At 65.3% G+C, this 15636-nt stretch carries 15 protein-coding genes, 2 tRNA genes and 2 pseudogenes; 10 read left to right on the plus strand and 9 right to left on the minus strand.

The features are described from left to right. Positions 1-92: 92 nt before the first annotated feature. Positions 93-1184 carry a LacI family DNA-binding transcriptional regulator gene (locus ACYVDN_RS16020; RefSeq protein ID WP_460573183.1) on the plus strand — a complete coding sequence of 364 codons (1092 nt, stop codon included), beginning with the start codon at positions 93-95 and terminating at the stop codon, positions 1182-1184. 28 nt (positions 1185-1212) lie between these two features. Then, on the plus strand, positions 1213-3123 hold the full coding sequence (locus tag ACYVDN_RS16025) for a glycoside hydrolase family 13 protein (RefSeq protein WP_460573184.1): 1911 nt from the start codon (positions 1213-1215) through the stop codon (positions 3121-3123). A gap of 215 nt (positions 3124-3338) precedes the next feature. Here the strand turns inward: ACYVDN_RS16025 and ACYVDN_RS16030 are convergent, their stop codons facing one another. Beyond that, the gene (locus ACYVDN_RS16030) at positions 3339-3563 is read right to left on the minus strand and encodes a hypothetical protein (protein WP_460573185.1); all 225 of its coding nucleotides are present in this window, start codon (positions 3561-3563) and stop codon (positions 3339-3341) included. An 83-nt stretch (positions 3564-3646) separates the two neighbouring features. On the opposite strand from ACYVDN_RS16030, the gene ACYVDN_RS16035 reads away from it, so the two are divergent. The 3 genes from ACYVDN_RS16035 (at position 3647) to ACYVDN_RS16045 (ending at position 4393) form a co-directional block, all read left to right on the plus strand. Then, positions 3647-4144: a MarR family winged helix-turn-helix transcriptional regulator gene (locus ACYVDN_RS16035; protein WP_460573186.1), complete on the plus strand. Its 498-nt coding sequence runs from the start codon at positions 3647-3649 to the stop codon at positions 4142-4144. A gap of 62 nt (positions 4145-4206) precedes the next feature. Further along, positions 4207-4281 (plus strand) — tRNA-Thr (locus ACYVDN_RS16040). A 38-nt stretch (positions 4282-4319) separates the two neighbouring features. After that, positions 4320-4393, plus strand: a tRNA-Met gene (locus tag ACYVDN_RS16045). 240 nt (positions 4394-4633) lie between these two features. On the opposite strand, the gene ACYVDN_RS16050 is transcribed toward ACYVDN_RS16045, so the two are convergent. Next, positions 4634-5818, minus strand: a complete 1185-nt coding sequence (locus ACYVDN_RS16050) for a site-specific integrase (protein WP_460573187.1) — start codon at positions 5816-5818, stop codon at positions 4634-4636. 1398 nt (positions 5819-7216) lie between these two features. Here ACYVDN_RS16050 and ACYVDN_RS16055 point away from each other — a divergent pair. Then, the gene (locus tag ACYVDN_RS16055; protein WP_460573188.1) at positions 7217-7567 is read left to right on the plus strand and encodes a hypothetical protein; all 351 of its coding nucleotides are present in this window, start codon (positions 7217-7219) and stop codon (positions 7565-7567) included. Between the two features lie 179 nt (positions 7568-7746). Beyond that, positions 7747-8085, plus strand: coding sequence for a hypothetical protein (locus ACYVDN_RS16060; protein WP_460573189.1), 339 nt, complete (start codon positions 7747-7749; stop codon positions 8083-8085). A 161-nt stretch (positions 8086-8246) separates the two neighbouring features. Here the strand turns inward: ACYVDN_RS16060 and ACYVDN_RS16065 are convergent, their stop codons facing one another. Continuing rightward, positions 8247-8636, minus strand: coding sequence for an MmcQ/YjbR family DNA-binding protein (locus ACYVDN_RS16065; RefSeq protein ID WP_460573190.1), 390 nt, complete (start codon positions 8634-8636; stop codon positions 8247-8249). A 145-nt stretch (positions 8637-8781) separates the two neighbouring features. Continuing rightward, a complete protein-coding gene (locus ACYVDN_RS16070; RefSeq protein WP_460573191.1) occupies positions 8782-9660 on the minus strand; it encodes a DUF695 domain-containing protein in 879 nt (292 codons plus the stop codon). Between the two features lie 555 nt (positions 9661-10215). On the opposite strand from ACYVDN_RS16070, the gene ACYVDN_RS16075 reads away from it, so the two are divergent. After that, positions 10216-10581, plus strand: coding sequence for a hypothetical protein (locus ACYVDN_RS16075; protein WP_460573192.1), 366 nt, complete (start codon positions 10216-10218; stop codon positions 10579-10581). Here ACYVDN_RS16075 and ACYVDN_RS16080 read toward each other — a convergent pair. The 4 genes and pseudogenes from ACYVDN_RS16080 to ACYVDN_RS16095 all read right to left on the minus strand — a co-directional run bounded on the left by ACYVDN_RS16080 (position 10568) and on the right by ACYVDN_RS16095 (position 12388). Continuing rightward, positions 10568-10864 carry a helix-turn-helix transcriptional regulator gene (locus tag ACYVDN_RS16080; protein ID WP_460573193.1) on the minus strand — a complete coding sequence of 99 codons (297 nt, stop codon included), beginning with the start codon at positions 10862-10864 and terminating at the stop codon, positions 10568-10570. The two genes, ACYVDN_RS16075 and ACYVDN_RS16080, sit on opposite strands and share 14 nt — an antisense overlap. Before the next feature lie 79 nt (positions 10865-10943). Further along, on the minus strand, positions 10944-11288 hold the full coding sequence (locus ACYVDN_RS16085; RefSeq protein WP_460573194.1) for a type II toxin-antitoxin system PemK/MazF family toxin: 345 nt from the start codon (positions 11286-11288) through the stop codon (positions 10944-10946). Further along, positions 11285-11557 (minus strand): annotated as a pseudogene (locus ACYVDN_RS16090) (ribbon-helix-helix protein); the annotation flags it as partial. The gene ACYVDN_RS16085 and the pseudogene ACYVDN_RS16090, both read right to left, overlap by 4 nt. Before the next feature lie 243 nt (positions 11558-11800). Then, the gene (locus tag ACYVDN_RS16095) at positions 11801-12388 is read right to left on the minus strand and encodes a TetR/AcrR family transcriptional regulator (RefSeq protein WP_460573195.1); all 588 of its coding nucleotides are present in this window, start codon (positions 12386-12388) and stop codon (positions 11801-11803) included. 44 nt (positions 12389-12432) lie between these two features. Here ACYVDN_RS16095 and ACYVDN_RS16100 point away from each other — a divergent pair, with 44 nt between their 5' ends. After that, positions 12433-12765 carry an antibiotic biosynthesis monooxygenase family protein gene (locus tag ACYVDN_RS16100; RefSeq protein ID WP_460573196.1) on the plus strand — a complete coding sequence of 111 codons (333 nt, stop codon included), beginning with the start codon at positions 12433-12435 and terminating at the stop codon, positions 12763-12765. Between the two features lie 186 nt (positions 12766-12951). Then, on the plus strand, positions 12952-15258 hold the full coding sequence (locus ACYVDN_RS16105) for an FUSC family protein (RefSeq protein ID WP_460573197.1): 2307 nt from the start codon (positions 12952-12954) through the stop codon (positions 15256-15258). Between the two features lie 7 nt (positions 15259-15265). Here the strand turns inward: ACYVDN_RS16105 and ACYVDN_RS16110 are convergent. Then, positions 15266-15623, minus strand: a pseudogene (locus ACYVDN_RS16110) (metallopeptidase family protein). Between the last annotated feature and the right edge of the window lie 13 nt (positions 15624-15636).

The following is a 15636-nucleotide window of genomic DNA, read 5'->3' on the forward strand; positions in this document are numbered from 1 at the left end:
TGCTCATGGCACTATGCATGGATTTGTCTGCGATTGCAACAAATGCAGCGATGAAAGTTTGCGCAAAGAGCTCTCAGCTTTAGGATGACCTCGTGCCCGACAAGAAGCCCCGCGCCGCGCGTCCGACGCTCGCCGTCGTCGCCGATCGCGCTGGCACGAGCGTTCCGACGGTGTCGAAGGCGCTTCGCGGGGGAACGGATGTCGCGCCGGCCACCAGGGAGCGCATCCTTCGCGTCGCGTCGGAACTCGGTTACTCGCAACCGGGGGATGTCGCACGGGAGGATCATCCCGAACCGGGTCCCGGGGTCGTGGACTTCGTGCTGGCCTCGGGGGAGAGCTCGTGGACGAATCGTGCGCTCAGCGGTGTCGAGGGGGCCGCGAACGAAGCGGATCTCGACGTCGTGATCACCCTGGTGCGCCGCAATTCGGACTGGGTCGACCGTGTGCTGCGTCGTGAGTCGCGCGGAGCGATCCTCGCGGTGGTCGACCCGACGCGCGACCAGTGGCGGCGCTTGATCGACTCCGGAAGGCCCGTCGTGCTGCTCGACCCGATGGCGACTCCTCCACGAGGTGTCGGCAGCGTCGGGGCCATGAACTGGCAGGGCGGCAGATCTGCGGCCGAGCATCTGGTCGCCCTAGGGCACACGCGCATCGCCGTCATCGACGTCTCCGACTCGTATGAGTACAGCAGGGCGCGGTTCGACGGATTCCGTTCGGTGCTGGCCGCGGCGGGACTCGAGCTCGCGCCGGCGAACCACATGCACGTCGGCTGGGAGCGCGACGCCGCAAGGGTCGCCGCAGTCAGGATGCTTCTGGGGCCCGACCGCCCGACAGCCATCTTCGCCTGCACCGAGACGCTGGCGCTCGGGGTCTACGACGCGGTGGCAGAGCTGAAGCTGTCCATCCCCGACGACGTGAGCGTCGTGGGATTCGACGACCTGCCGGAGGCCGGCTGGGCGTCGCCCCCGATGACCACCGTGCAACAGCCGATCGCCGAGATGGCGGCATCCGCTCTGCGCATGCTGTTGAGGATCGGCCAACCGGGTTACGAGTCCGATGGGCATGCACCGCGAGAGGAACTCGCAACGAGGCTCATCGTTCGCGGATCGACCGGCCGGGTCGGTCCCGCCGGCTCGGTCGCCCCCGCCGATCGGACCGGCTCGGTCGCCCCCGCCGGTTCCTGAGCGCGACGGGTCACAGTACTGTCGATCCATGCTGCTGCCCCACCACGACGGCTCCCCGCTGTACGTCTCAGACGACGCCCCGGCGCTCGGCGACACGGTGCACGTTCGCGTGCGCATCCCACACGAGTTCGGCCCGGTGATCGCCGTGCGCACGCGCTCGAACCCCGACCGCGAGCCGCGGTTCACGGATGCCGCACACGTCGCAGCTCTCGACGGATGGGACTGGTGGGAGGCGCCGATCGAGGTCGAGAACCGGGTGCACGGCTACCGGTTCCTCATCACTCGCGCGGATGGCTCGAGCGTCTGGCTGAACGCGACGGGAATGTCGACCACAGAGACCCTTGACGTCGACGACTTCCGCCTCGTCGCCTACGACGCACCTCCGGAGTGGGTGCGCTCCAGCGTGCTGTACCAGGTGTTCCCTGACCGATTCGCCCGATCGGCCGTGGCGGATGGGCGGCGCGCACCCGACTGGGCCATCCCTGCGCACTGGAACGAGCCGGTGAATGCCGTGCCACCCGGCCGCGCACAGCAGTTCTACGGCGGCGACCTCGACGGGGCGGCCGAGCGGCTGGGCTATCTGGCAGACCTCGGCGTCACGCTGGTGTACCTCACGCCCGTGTTCCCAGGACGGTCGAACCATCGTTACGACGCGAGCTCCTTCGAGCACGTCGACGACCTGCTCGGCGGGGATGACGCCCTGGCCCGCTTCACCGCTGCGGCGCACCAGCGCGGGCTCAAGGTGATCGGCGACCTCACCGCCAACCATTGCGGGGACGGGCACGAGTGGTTCAAGGCCGCGTACGGACATCCCGATGCGCCGGAGGGGGAGTTCTTCTACTGGCTGAACGCCGAGCACACCCGGTACGTGTCGTGGCTCGGCGTGCCCAGCCTGCCGAAGTTCAACTGGGCATCGGCGGAGCTGCGCCGTCGGTTCATCGAGGGCGACGACTCGGTCGTCGCACGTTGGCTGAAGCCGCCGTTCTCGCTCGACGGCTGGCGCATCGACGTTGCCAACATGACGGGCAGGTACAGGGACGACGACTTCAACGAAGAGGTGCGGCGGATCATCCGTCGAACCATGGTCGAGGTGAACGCCGACACGATCCTGCTCGGCGAGTCGACGAACGACGCGGCGCCCGACTTCCAAGGGGATGCCTGGCATGGCGCGATGACCTACGCCAACTTCACGCGGCCGGTGTGGGGGTGGCTGTCCCAACCCGGCAGCCCTTCGACCTACTTCGGGCAGCCCGTCGGTGTCATCCCTTCTTATAAGGGGCATGAGCTCGTGGATGCCCACAACCGCTTCGCCGCCGCCTTCCCGTGGCGGGTTCTGCAGGGCACGATGAACGCGATCGACTCCCACGACGTGCCGCGGTTCCGTACCCACGCCCTGGCGGGCACGGCCCCTGTTGCGCTCGGACTGTCGGTTGCGTTGCCCGGCATCCCCGTGGTGTGGGCGGGCGACGAGTTCGGGGTCGTGGCCGACGACGGGGAGGAATCGCGGATGCCCATGCCATGGCATCTGCTCGACGCGCCGGCCGACGACCCGCCGGTCGACGCCGCGACCGGGGTCACAGCCGCGCACGCGCAGGAGACGCACGCGCTCTACCGAGACCTGATCCGGTTGCGGCGGAACCACCCCGCTCTGAACGACGGCGGCATGCGGTGGCTGCACGTGGGGGATGACGTGCTGGTGTTCATCCGCGAGTCCGCCGAGGAGTCGGTTCTCGTCGTGGCGTCGCGTGGTGCCGCGGACGTGCGGGTGCCGTTCGACGCGGCGAAGGGGTGGGATGCTGCGCAGTCGCTCTTCGGTGAGCTGGCTGTCGACGTGGATGCCCCGGGAGACGAAGACGAGGGCGGCGTGCGCCTCCGCGTCGCCGGCGCCCAGTTCGCCGCGCTGCGCCTCCCCGGCGTGGTAGTGCCGCCCCGTCGCTGACGCTGCGCACCATTCCCCGTGGGTTGAGGAGCACGCCGCAGGCGCGCGTCTCCCGTGGGTTGAGGAGCACGCCGCAGGCGCGCGTCTCGAAACCCGCCGCAGCCGCCGTCCCTCGTCCCTCCCGCGAGACTGCATCCCCGCGCCAAACCCGTGGGTACACCCCGCTGTGATGGCGTGGGCGTGAAGTCTCGCGGTCGGGCGACTGGCGGTGGGTATCAGGCCGCGCGGGGTGCCGGGCACACCAGACGGCTGGCGGTGTGCTGGTCGGTGGAGCGCTCCACCACGTGCTCGGTCATCGGATGCCCGCAGATCGGGCACGCCGCGTCGGCACGCCGCACGTCAGGCGCCTCCGGGTGTCCCGCCCCGAGCTGCGCGGGACCGGTGAATGTGCGCACGACGCTGTTGAACTTCTCGTACCAGCCCCAGAAACCGCGTGCCACGGCATCCTCCTCGTCCGCGTGCATTCATATAGTTAGTGCACTAATGATTAGTGCAAGCGTAACATGGTGGTCAGGAGGTTGCGATGAGTCAAAGCGCGGCGGAGAGATCCGATGACCTGGTCGAGGCGGCCCCGCCAGCCAACGACCTGCTCAAGCTGCAGAACCAGGTGTGCTTCGCGCTCGCCGTTGCGTCTCGCAGCGTGATCGCGCTGTACCGCCCGGTGTTGGAGCCGCTCGGGCTGACGCATCCGCAATACCTCGTCATGCTCGCCCTGTGGGAGGAGAGCCCGCGCACTGTCGGCGCCATCGGGCGCGCCTTGCAGCTTGAGCCGGCGACCCTGTCACCCCTGCTGAAGCGTCTCGAGGCGGCCGGACTGATCGACCGAGTGCGCGACCCGCAGGACGAGCGGATGCTCCGCGTCGGCCTCACCGAGACAGGTCGTCGGCTGCGCGAGCAAGCGTTGGGCATCCCGCCGCAGATCATCGAGAAGCTCGGCATGCAGCTGTCGGAACTGGAGGAGCTGCGCACCGTTCTGCACCGTGTGATCGGGGCCGCGACCGGGGACGGTAACGCGGCTTAACGGGCAACCGGATGATGGTATCCTCGTACGGTTGCCGAAACGGCCTACGGTCGCTCGGCTCCGCCCCGATAGCTCAGTGGTAGAGCACTTCCATGGTAAGGAAGGGGTCGTCAGTTCAATCCTGACTCGGGGCTCCAGCTTTGTGCAGAGGCAAGATCGCCCGCACGAAGTCTGCGGCGGGATAGCTCAGGTGGTTAGAGCACACGGCTCATAATCGTGGTGTCGCGGGTTCAAGTCCCGCTCCCGCTACTCATCTAGAAAACACTGGGAACGGCAGCCATTGGATGGCTGCCGTTCTTGTGTTTCAGGGTCCTTTTGGACACACATTGGACACAGCCCGACGGGTGCCAGAAGAGCGCGTCGGAGGGGATGAGCGGCGCGGTCCGACCCGGCGTTGTTCGATGTGCGTGTGCCGTGTCCGGATGTGTCCACGTCCTCATCGCAGGGGGACGGCGCGAAGGTTGGCACGGACCCCGATGCGGCTCGAGATCAGAACAGCGTCGGACCTTTCGTGGATGCTCGCGGTCCGGTTGCCGGGCTAGGACCCGATGCGTCGTATGCTGCCGGTGGCGGCGTTGGGTTGCTGAGCCGAGCGGCCTGGTCCAGACGGTGCGCGACGTTGTCGAGGTCGTCGGTGAACAGGTCGGCGTACACGTCGAGGGTCATCGCGGCTGAGGCATGGCCGAGCATCCGCTGCACCGCCTTGACGTTGGCGCCGGCGGAGATGGCGAGGCTGGCCGTCGTGTGCCGAAGGTCGTGGATGTTCATGTGGGGGAGTCCCGCCGCGTCCAGTGCTCGGTCGAACCAGGAGTTGTACCGGATGGTCGGGGTGACCATGTGCTGGCCGTACCGGTCAGGGAACACGAGATCGTCCGGACGTTTGCCGGCAATGGCCGCGGCCATGCCGGAGGCAAGGAGCGCGGGGTAGGGCACACTGCGGCGCTTGTACGTCTTCGGGCTGCCCACCACGATGTCTCCGCGGACAAAGACAGCGTTCTCCACCACGTGCACGCGACGCCGCTGCAGGTCGATGTCCCGCACACGCAAGGCCGACGCCTCACCCCAGCGCAGCCCGCAGTAGCCCAGCAGCAGGATCAGAGTTCCGTGATCGCCGCACGCATCCGCGAGGCGGCGCAACTCTTGGTGTGTGAGGTAGCGATGTTCGCGTGAGACCTTGCGAGGCAGGTTGACGCCGCGTGCCGGATTCGAGGAGATGCGACGGTCACGGACGGCGACATCAAGAATCGAGGCCAGGATGCCATAAGCCCGATGAACGAGCGCGGGCGACTTGGATCGTGCACCATCGACGCCGCCGTTCGCCAGTGCCGACACCCACGCCTGCACTTCGCTGTGACGGATAGATCCGATCGTGACGTCGCCCCATCGAGGCTTCACGTGCAGACGCCAGGCCGATTCCATGACCGCGACAGATGACGGCTTGAGATGCGTCTGCGTGGCGAACCACTCGGCACCTAGCGAGCCGATCGTGACACGGCCCGAAGCCGAGTCGATGTAGTCGCCGGCAGCCTTCTTCAGCTCAACGGATGCCAGATACAGCTCTGCATCGCGCTTGGTGCGGAACCCACGCTTGGCGCCCTGACTGTGATCCGGTTTGCGGTAGCGGACCCGATAGCGGCGACCCTTGGCGCTCTCGTACGGCTCGATGCTTCCCATGGTGAGACTCCTGCCCTCACCTCTAATTCACGAATGAGGTCAGTTCGCGACGTTCTCCGGCGCGCACTCGGCGGGCTGTGGAAGCGGACGGTGCGCAAGCGGATCCTGTCCTGCTGCGCGCGTTTGTCGTCAGGCGTCCTGTGCCGGAGAATCGCCGTGTCTGTGTGCACGTGCGGGCTGATTCGAGGGCTTTGGTCCGTCACTGGTTGAAGGAGTCGTGTGTCGGAGGTCGCCGGTTCAGCATCGAGATCGGTTCCGCATGCTGACCACGTATTCGAGATGACGGCGCAAGCTCATTTCGCGTCGCGGATGGCGATTCTGGCGGCGATCCTTCGTCACTTCTGGTGGGTCATTGTGCTGCCCGCTGTGATTGTCGGGGCCGGGTGCGGGTTCGCAATTTGGCACGGGGTCACGTCGTCGTCGTGGGGCTCTGCCGTGATCGGGGTTCTTTTTCTGGTCATCATGTCTGGCTGCGGAGCGTTTGGCTTTCTTCGTGAGGTACAGCGTTACCGGGGTCTCGCGAGGGAGTCAGCTCGGAAGTCGTTACGCCTTGCGACAGGGTTTGATGAGGACGGGTTCTGGTTCATCCGCAACGGCCGACCGTTGTGGATTCCTTACGCCGCGATTGGCACTGTTCGTGTGTCTCTAGGTTGGGTGCTTCTGTGGACTAGGACGAGGGCACGTACCATCGGTATTCCTCGCGAACTGGTTCCGCAAGTCGCTCTCAATGCTCTTCGTCACGCCGCGCAGCGCAACCAACGGGCAGGACGTGTCGCAAATCCCTGGCGCCTCAGCGAGCACACCAGCGGCAAACGACAACGCGCCGCCGCGTAAGCTCATTGGCCCGCGGGAGGATCTGCTTTCGCGCGACAATCGCGCGAGGTGATGCTGAGCCAGCCTCGCGTGCAGCGCATCGGACTCGTACTCTGGGCGGGTGGGCGAAGACTGGCGGCTAACCGACCAAGAGACCTACCTCGAGGGTAGGTCCCTGCGCTTCGCAGGCTGGACCGCTTATCGACCCGGCTGGGACCACGACCACTGCGAGTTTTGCTTCGCGGAGATCTCCAACGACTCCACTGGGCACGCCGAGTACAGCGAAGCATGGGTGACAGCTGACGACGGATATACGTGGGTGTGTCCGCAATGCTTTACCGACCTCCGCCAACGGTTTCACTGGGTCGTCGTCGACTCCTAATACGAGCCCGCAAGCCCGCAACCGGATCCGCATAAGTTCTTTGAGCGGTTGGCAGTCTGGTAGAACGATCGAATGCACGCGGTCGCGATCAAGCCGGGTCCGGGGAGAACTACACGTTTGGTGAAGACGCAGGTCCGGTCCGCATGACGTTTGAAGAAGTGAGCGTCCCTGCCCTCTGGAGAGGCACAGAAGTCTCCTCTCGGGTGCGATTCGCGGCCGGTGATATCTGCGTCGTGGAGGTCAGCGTCGACGGCGGGATCGAGGCCAGTGCCGAGGGTCCGGACCTGTTTGAAGCTCTCGCATTGGTTCGCGGTCAGTTGGAAGTTCACGAGGTGCTGATCGGCTGTAACGGGGCTCGCCGTGACGTGTTCCCGTCGGTCATGCAGCGCCAGGCGACCATAGATAGACGAGCGTATGTGCTCGCAATGCCGCGCGGGGCCTCGAGGCCGTCCACGGTAGACGTGTTCGCTCCGGCACCTGACATGTCCTTGCTCGGCACCGTGGATGAGCAACGAGCGTGGTTTGACACCTGGCGTCAAAGCGGGCTGGCATAGCTGCCCGCAGGCCGATCACCTAAGGGGCGGCCTTTGTGCACTTCAACTGCCTGACGCCGTCTTGAGGAGTGTCGTGCGGGTGTCTGGAGTCTCCGGAATACAGTGATCCAAGCTCAGTTTCCGAAGGGATCACGGTGATGCGCGCAATTGCGTTGAACGCTGCCTCCTCGGAGTCACCCGTGCTCGCAATCGAGACCTCGTCGGGGAGGCTGACCGGCAGATGGATGGGCGATGGCACAGTCCCGGTTGGCGAAGTTCTTAGTCTCGGACTCGAACTCGCTCGGCCGCACACCTGGGCCGAGATCTCAGGGGTCAACACCAATCCTGGTGGTGTTGATCTCGGTGCCGGGCGGGTGCACGGAACGGTCGAACTCGCGTTTGAAGACGGGGTGCTCGCTGTCCGGATCGGAGAAGCAGTCACGCAACTGGAGGTGCTTGGCGAGGTCCCCGCAGATGCGATTGGTGCACTCGTGCTGATCCCGGAGGACGACATCGAGCACTGCCCGACCGGAGCCTGAGTCGTGCTGAGCCGCCAGCGACAGGCCATTGGCAGAAGGCCTCGTCCACGGATCGGATTGCACTCCTGTGCACGCAACCGGATCCGCTTGCGTGCAGGATCGTCGGAGCAATCTAGCCACTCCGGGCGGCTCGGCGAGGTGTTCCTTGTTTGGCTCGTCGTCTAACGGCCAATGTCGTCGATCTCACGCCGCAGATACCGTGGAGCCTGTACACGCCACGCCTCTGTCACGAGCTCGGCAAGATGGTCCTGGTCGATGCCGGCCATGCGGAACGCGACTTTGGGTTGCCCCCAGGGGGTGGTGGTGCGCAGGAACACCGTGGGCGCCATCTCAATAAGGGCGAGCGCGTCCAGGCTGTCGGCGACCTTCACGCCGACGACGAGCTCGGCCGCGATGATCTCGCGCACGTCAACGGGGATGCTGGGCCAAGGACGGCACTCCCACGCATATAGCTTGCCGCGAACGAACCACGCAGCGCCGCCCGTCGTCGACCGCTCCTCACTTCCAGGCAACCCAACCGCAGTGCGGCGCAGATCGTCGAGATCAGCCATCCTGTGACGATATTCCCCACCACCGACACGGAGCAGAACGCATCAGCTAGCGATCCGTCAGTGACGCATCCTGATCGCGGACGTATCGGCGAAGGAACCGCTCCCTAGAGAACAACGAGTCCGCAGACCGATCCGCCTGCGGGCGTTAGCCGATGAAGCGGTGGACGTTTCGCCAGCCAGGATCCGCAATGGTCTTGATCTCTAGGCGATGTTCCGTGGCCCATTGCGTGAGGGTGTCGGTAGCGTTCTGGTCTTCGCTATCCGTGTAGAGGTGGAAAGTGCGATGCCCAGAGATGGTGTCGTATGCGACGAGAATGCCGCGTCCCGCCAGAGTTGACTGCATTCCGTCTTCCAATGCGCGGAGAGACTCGAGCACATCAGCATCGGCGGGCAGGCCATCGGCGCGTGTCGGGTAGCTGACGCGGATTTGTTGATAGAGGTCATGTGTCGGATAGTCGACGCGGCGCAGTGCGGGGCGATAGCTGGCCAAGCCGGGCGAGCCGTTCTCGTCCTGCCAGGACGCGATCACCCAGTCGTCTGGGCTGCTCTTCTGGCGCATGGAGGCTACCGCTTCGATGACACCCTCGCCGGTGACCGCCTGGTCTGGCAGATTCGTGACAGCGTCGATGCTCCCGATCCATCGTTCGACGTTGTCTTCACCTAGGAGCCAGTCCAAGAGCAGAAACGACACCTGTAGATCCGCCCCGCCCGGTAGGTTCGCGAAGCTGGGGTGGTAGACGGCAACATGCACGCGCTTGCGGTTCAAGTCGGGGTCCAAGCCGAACATGGTCTGCGAAAGGTCGATGTTGGCACCGGCGATTTCGAGGTTGGCAACTAACGCGCTCGGGTCGGCCTCCTGACTGGATCGGAATTCCCACGTCGGGTCTGCTGCTGGCGCGGCACGAAGCCAGCGAGTGGCGGCCGGTCGCCGCTCCGGGTCCCCGTCGCCGGTCACGGTCAATCGATGTTCCGATTCGCTTCCAGCGCTGAAGTGCCAGGTGAGTTGTGGGTCGATCGCCTTCACCCGTTTGTCTAGCTGGCTCAGCAGAGGCGATGGACCGTGTGGGTCGATGTTGTGCCCCTCCCGCCGCCACCAGTCCCAAAACTCGAAGACGGGATGCGAGTTGGCTGGGGCCGGTGCGCTCCGGCGAAACAATGGCACAGCCGACATGCTCCCATCTCAGCGTGCGGGAGGGAAAGGCAACCGCCCAGGAGCCGGTACACCGCCGTGCATCGATCGCCCCATATCTTCGTCCCGGCGTCCAGGGGACCCCAATGCACGTATGACCCGCGCGATGAAAATGCCCGAAAGGGTCCGTCAACTGCAACGTGGTCTAGCGCGACGCCAAGTCTCGCCGGGAGCGGTCAGCGAAGCATTCCTCGACATGACGACAACGGTCAAGAGACGAAGGACTAATGATGAGATCGATCGAAGCGATGAGAAGGAAGTGACGGGTGAAACGGCCCACGGAGGCTAGAAGGCCCGACGGATCGAAGATGGGGCAATGCACGCAGGCACTTTCTGTGGGTCCCTGTTGTTGCGTCCGCAACGACAGGGGTTGCGTGTAAACCGGGTTGCATGGCAAATCGAGACCTTTCTAGGAAGGCCAAACGGCGTAAAGCCGCCTATGCGAGGCAGCGTCGACAGCACGACGTAGCGACGACTCGACACCTTGAAGAGCACGCGCAGGAGGCCGCGGCGCACGGCGCCGCCGCCGCGGAATCTGCCGCGCGTGCCAGATGGGGCGCGCGCGACGACGCCCTTGATCGGCTGTCCCAGGTCGGGCGGATCCTCGGTCGGCTTCGGTTCGAGCAGGACGCTCTCGTTTCCGAGCGGGACGAGTTGATCGCCCACCTTCGCGAGAAGGGTGTGAGTTGGAACCAGATCGCATCGCGGACCGGGCTGAGCAGACAGGCCTTGTCGAAGCGCGTCAATCGCGCGTGAGCTTCTCCACCCGTTCCAGCGCGGCGGCGTGCTTGACGTGTTCCTGTTCGATGTCGTAGTCGTCCTGGATGGTGAGCCAGTAGCGATCTGAGAGGCCGAGTGCTCGGGACAGTCGAAGTGCTGTGCCGGCGGTGATGCGTCGCTTGCCACGGATGATCTCGCTCATTCGCGCCCGGGGCACGCCGGTTGCATCTGCAAGGCGGTCGGCGGTCATGCCCAGCGGTTCGAGGAATTCGGATCGGAGAATCTCGCCCGGGGTGATCGGATCATGTTCCTTCACCATCAGAGCTCCTTCGCGTTTTGAGTCGTGACCGGGCCACGCATCGTAGGACCCATGCGTTCGGGAGGCAGCGTTGATGCTCTCAGAGGTCGAGGAAGTCGGCGAGCCATGTGCGCACCTTGGCGAGGCACTCGGGCGAGACTTGGCCGGCAATGCCGGTGATGCGGTCGCGGGAGAGGGTGCGGGGTTGTTCGGTCATGATCCAGGACGGGCGGTCGAGGCCGCTCGGTCCGTCGACGCGGATGTGGTTTGGCCAGCCGCGGTCCGTTGTGGTGATGGGCAGCGTGATGACGAGGGTCGTGACGGCGTCGAGGTATCCCGTTGACGCGACAATGAGGACCGGGCGGTGACCGCCCTGTTCCCGGCCGCGAACGGGCTCGAGGGATGCCCAGGCAACGATTCCCGGGGCGAGCTCGAAATCCGTCACGAGGTGGCGTCGGTCAGCTCGGCGCGCTCCCACTCCGCGGACTCGGCCGCATGCGACGCTGCGTCGGCGGTCGAGGTCGCTGCGACAGCAGTTTTCAGCGATCGCAGCCGTTCACGTCGGTCTTCCGCATCCGCGAGCCTGGCCAGGTGAGCACCCAACGTCAGGCCGTCGCGCGCGGCCTGCGCCTTTAGTCGATCGCGAAGCTCGTCGCTTACCTTGATCGTGGTGGTCATACTCTGAGTATACCGACCCTCGCGAAATCTGGGCCGGGGTCCGTTTTCGGACGCACTTTGGACACAACCGCCCTCAACTCACGTGCTTCCTATGCCATTGATGAGTGTCAAAACCCGCGTAATTCCGCGGATTTTCGACTTCGCTGACACACGCAAAAGCATCCCCAGCGAGCACACGGCTCATAATCGTGGTGTCGCGGGTTCAAGTCCCGCTCCCGCTACTTTCCTTGAGACACGCAAGAACGGCAGTCATCGGATGGCTGCTGTTCTTGCATCTCCTCATCTCGTTCGGCCGGCGTGTGGGTGACCCGCGCCGTTGAGGAAGACCGAGGTGACAGCGGCCGCGGTCTCTTCGACTCCCCTGCGACCGCTGGTGGTCGCGTTGAGCGCACCCTTGATCAGGCCCGAGAATAGGTCCAGGTGAACGGTGAGAGCAAGGTCGTCTCTGAGGGAGCCATCGGCGAGCCCGCGTTGAAACAAGTCGTACATGGGCTGAGTCACTCTGGCATCGAAGTCGGGCTGGGTTCTGCTGTACGTTGCGGTGTCCGCGTTGAGGGCGACATATTTGCTGCCGGTGGCGAGCACGGCCCGAGTCAGGCGAGCCAGGCCTTCTTCGAAAGGGATGGCCTCCAGACGCGCCTCTTCGACCCGTGTCGCTAGTTCCTGGACGCTTGCGGCGGCCATCGCACTGAGCAGAAGCTCGCGAGTGGGGAAGTACCGGTAGAGCGTTGCGCGGCTGATGCCGGCAGATGCTGCGATCTCACCCATTCCTGCGGTTTCGCCGCGGTCCGCGAGCACCCTCGCCGCGCCATCGATGATGGCCGCTTCGGTTCGGCGTCGCGATGCGTCGTTGTTGGCCAACTTCATGATCCGATCTTCTGGATTGTCGACACCCAGTCTAGACACCAGCGATGCTTAATGAGACGCTGGTGTCTCACATTGACGAAAGGGACATCATGTTCGCACGGGTGCAAACCGTCCAGCAGCCCATCGAGCAACTCGACAGGCTTGCGAAACTCGCGAGCGAGCAATTGGCCGCGGTACCGGATCTACCGGGATTCGACGGGTTCTACTACCTGATCGATCGCGACAACGGCAAAGCTCTTGTGATCTCATTCTGGAAATCCGAGGCCGACGTGCGCCGGCTCGAGGCTGGTAACTCGGCGATCCGAGAAAAGGTCAAGGCAGAAGCACGTCTCGAGTCCCCACAGTCCGAAGTCTTCGAGGTCGCCTTCAAGTCATAGCCGCGCGCCACCCGCCCTCTCCGAGAGCCTGAACGTCTGGGAGCGCCGCAGGGCGGTGACCGTAGTGACGCGGCGCATACCGCCGGTGATCTCGCTCACCACGGACGCCCGCCGAGTCGTAGTGTGTGCTCAGAGTGTGGCGCCCGCTCATCCTGCGGCGTCGTGTGACGATGCGCGGGAGGCCGTGTGCGCTTCAAGGCTTGGCTGAACAAGCGGGATCCGGCATACGCGGCTCTGCGACGCGCCGGCAGGACGGCCGTCGTGATGCCGCTCATCTTCGCGTTCGGGAGCCGAGTGATCGGCGACGCCGACGTCGCAACGTTCTCTGCGTTCGGCGCATTCGCGATGCTGCTGCTCGTCGACTTCAGTGGTCCGTTGCGTTCCAGAGTGCAGGCGCAGATCGCGCTCGCCGTGACGGGGGCGGTGTTCGTCTGCCTCGGAACACTCGCCTCGAATCCGGTGTGGCTCGCGGCGCTCGCCATGGCCGTCATCGGCTTCATCGTGCTGTTCGTCGGCACGGTGAGCTCGGTGCTGGCGTCGGCGAGCACGTCACTGCTGCTGGCATTCATACTTCCGGTCACGATCCCCGGCACGCTCGACTCAATCGGTCCGCGACTTCTCGGTTGGGGGATCGCATCCGTGGCCAGCGTCATCGCAGTGGCCGTGCTGTGGCCGACACCTTCCCGAGAACCACTTCGAGGCCCGGCCGCTGCCGCGTGCCTAGCTCTCGCCGTGCGGTTGCGGGCGGATGTCGCATACATGCTCGGCAACGGAGATTCGGACCTGGCCGCTGATCGCGCGCGTGCCATCGCTGCGGCGGATGCCGCAGTGAGCGCTTTGCACGCCGGATTCCTCGCGACGCCGTACCGCCCGACAGGGCTCAGCACGCCTGCCAGAACCGTCGTGCGGCTGGTGGACGAGCTGAACTGGCTGAACGCCGTCATCGCGCAGGCGGCGAAATACCAGCCGTCACCCACGCCTGCGCACAAAGCGGCCGGCAAGGTGAAGAGCGCGGCGGCATCGGTGCTGGAACAGGGCGCAACGCTTCTGTCGACGACCGGTGGAGATCCCGCCGAACTCGAAGCGGCCCTCGAACGACTGACCCAAGCCAGAACCTTCGTCGAGTCGACGGCGATGGCGCTACCGAGCCGGGCATCCGGAACGGCATCCGGGATGGAATCCGGATCGGTCGTCGGGGATGTCGCCGGCGCGTTCATCTCGGCGCTGGACCCGGGATTCCGTGCTCAGGAACTGAGCCACGCGGTGGCTCAGGTCGGCGAGAACATCGTGCTCACGGCCGAGGCGGAGCGGCGAACGTGGTTGCAGCGGGTGCTCGGCAGGCAGCCCGGGAATCTGCTCGGACCCTTTGGCGCAGCCGTACAGCGTGCGACCGGCTATCTGGAGTGGCACTCCGTCTGGCTGCGCAACAGCATTCGAGGCGCGATAGCTCTCGGCATCGCCGTTCTGCTCGCCGACCTCACGGGTGTCGAGCACTCGTTCTGGGTCGTGCTGGGAACGCTGTCGGTGCTCAGGTCGAACGCGCTGAGCACGGGCCAGACCGCCTTGCGCGGTGTGCTCGGAACTGTGGTCGGCGTCGTGATCGGTGCTGCCGTGCTCTTCCTCGTTGGCGACAACCCCGTCGTGCTGTGGATTCTGTTGCCGATCGCCATCTTCGTGGCGGGCGTGGCACCGGCCGCGATCTCGTTCGCCGCCGGGCAGGCGGGTTTCACGGTCTTACTGGTGCTGCTGTTCAACATCATCGCCCCGACCGGCTGGACCGTCGGGCTGCTGCGCATTGAGGACATCGCGCTCGGATGCGTCGTCAGCCTCTTCGTCGGCCTGCTGTTCTGGCCGCGCGGTGCATCCGCGGCGCTTCGGCAGTCGCTCGCCGAGGCGTACGACGACGGCGTGCAATACCTTGCAGCCTCGGTCGCCTACGGCCTCGGACGCTGCGACGACACCGCTCCGCGTGGTGCCGAACCTGTTGCCCAGTCATTGCGTGCAGCTGCATCGTCGCGTCGATTGGATGACACGTTCGGCACCTATCTCGCCGAACGCGGCACGAAACGGCGTCCGCTCGCGGAGGTGGCGGCATCCGTCACGGGTGTTGCCGGTCTGCGGCTCGCGAGTGACGCGATCGTCGACATCTGGGATGGACAGGAGATCGTCGATGGGGACCGCGGCGCCGCACGCAGGGCGCTGGGCGAGTCGGTGGACCGACTGAGCGACTGGTACCGCGAATTCGGGAGGCAACTTGTCGATCGAGCCGACGCGCCACGGCCGTTGCTCCAGGATCCTGTGATCGATGCACGACTCGCCGAGGCGGTGACCCGTGACCTGAGCGACGACTCGGGGAAGGCGACGGCGACGGCCGTGCGCATCATCTGGACCGGCGACTATCTCGATGTCGTTCGTCGGTTGCAGCCGGTCATCATCGGGCCCGTTGGCAACCTCGGCGAGGTCGCGCAGGCGCGTGCGCGGCAAGGGGCGTAGGTGGCGTCTACGCCCACCCGAGTTCGCGTAGGCGTGCGTCATCCAGCCCGAAGTAGTGCCCGATCTCGTGCACGAGAGTGATTCGCACGCGCCCGCAAGGCGTCGAGATCCGCGCTGTGCTCCTGCATGTTGTTCTTGAACAGAGTGATCCGGTCGGGAAGCTCCCCGTAGCCGTACACGCCGCGTGTCTTCAGCGGGCGTCCGCTATACAGCCCGAAGAGCCGCGGCCGCTCGTTCGCAGGCTGGTTCGCGATGAGGATGGCCACATTCTCCAGACCCCGCACCATGTCCTCGGGCAGCGCGTCGAATTCCTCGCCGACCATCGCCTGGAAGTCCGCATCGGAGATCTCGACCATGCCACCCATTGTGTCTGCCGGG

Source organism: Humibacter soli, assembly GCF_054779035.1.

Excerpts from the sequence above, each read along its gene's own strand:
- ACYVDN_RS16025 (WP_460573184.1), top strand. The coding sequence starts at position 1,213 with ATGCTGCTGCCCCACCACGACGGCTCCCCGCTGTACGTCTCAGACGAC.
- ACYVDN_RS16035 (WP_460573186.1), top strand. The coding sequence starts at position 3,647 with ATGAGTCAAAGCGCGGCGGAGAGATCCGATGACCTGGTCGAGGCGGCC.
- ACYVDN_RS16050 (WP_460573187.1), bottom strand. The coding sequence starts at position 5,818 with ATGGGAAGCATCGAGCCGTACGAGAGCGCCAAGGGTCGCCGCTATCGG.
- ACYVDN_RS16065 (WP_460573190.1), bottom strand. The coding sequence starts at position 8,636 with ATGGCTGATCTCGACGATCTGCGCCGCACTGCGGTTGGGTTGCCTGGA.
- ACYVDN_RS16075 (WP_460573192.1), top strand. The coding sequence starts at position 10,216 with ATGGCAAATCGAGACCTTTCTAGGAAGGCCAAACGGCGTAAAGCCGCC.
- ACYVDN_RS16080 (WP_460573193.1), bottom strand. The coding sequence starts at position 10,864 with ATGGTGAAGGAACATGATCCGATCACCCCGGGCGAGATTCTCCGATCC.
- ACYVDN_RS16095 (WP_460573195.1), bottom strand. The coding sequence starts at position 12,388 with ATGAAGTTGGCCAACAACGACGCATCGCGACGCCGAACCGAAGCGGCC.
- ACYVDN_RS16100 (WP_460573196.1), top strand. The coding sequence starts at position 12,433 with ATGCTTAATGAGACGCTGGTGTCTCACATTGACGAAAGGGACATCATG.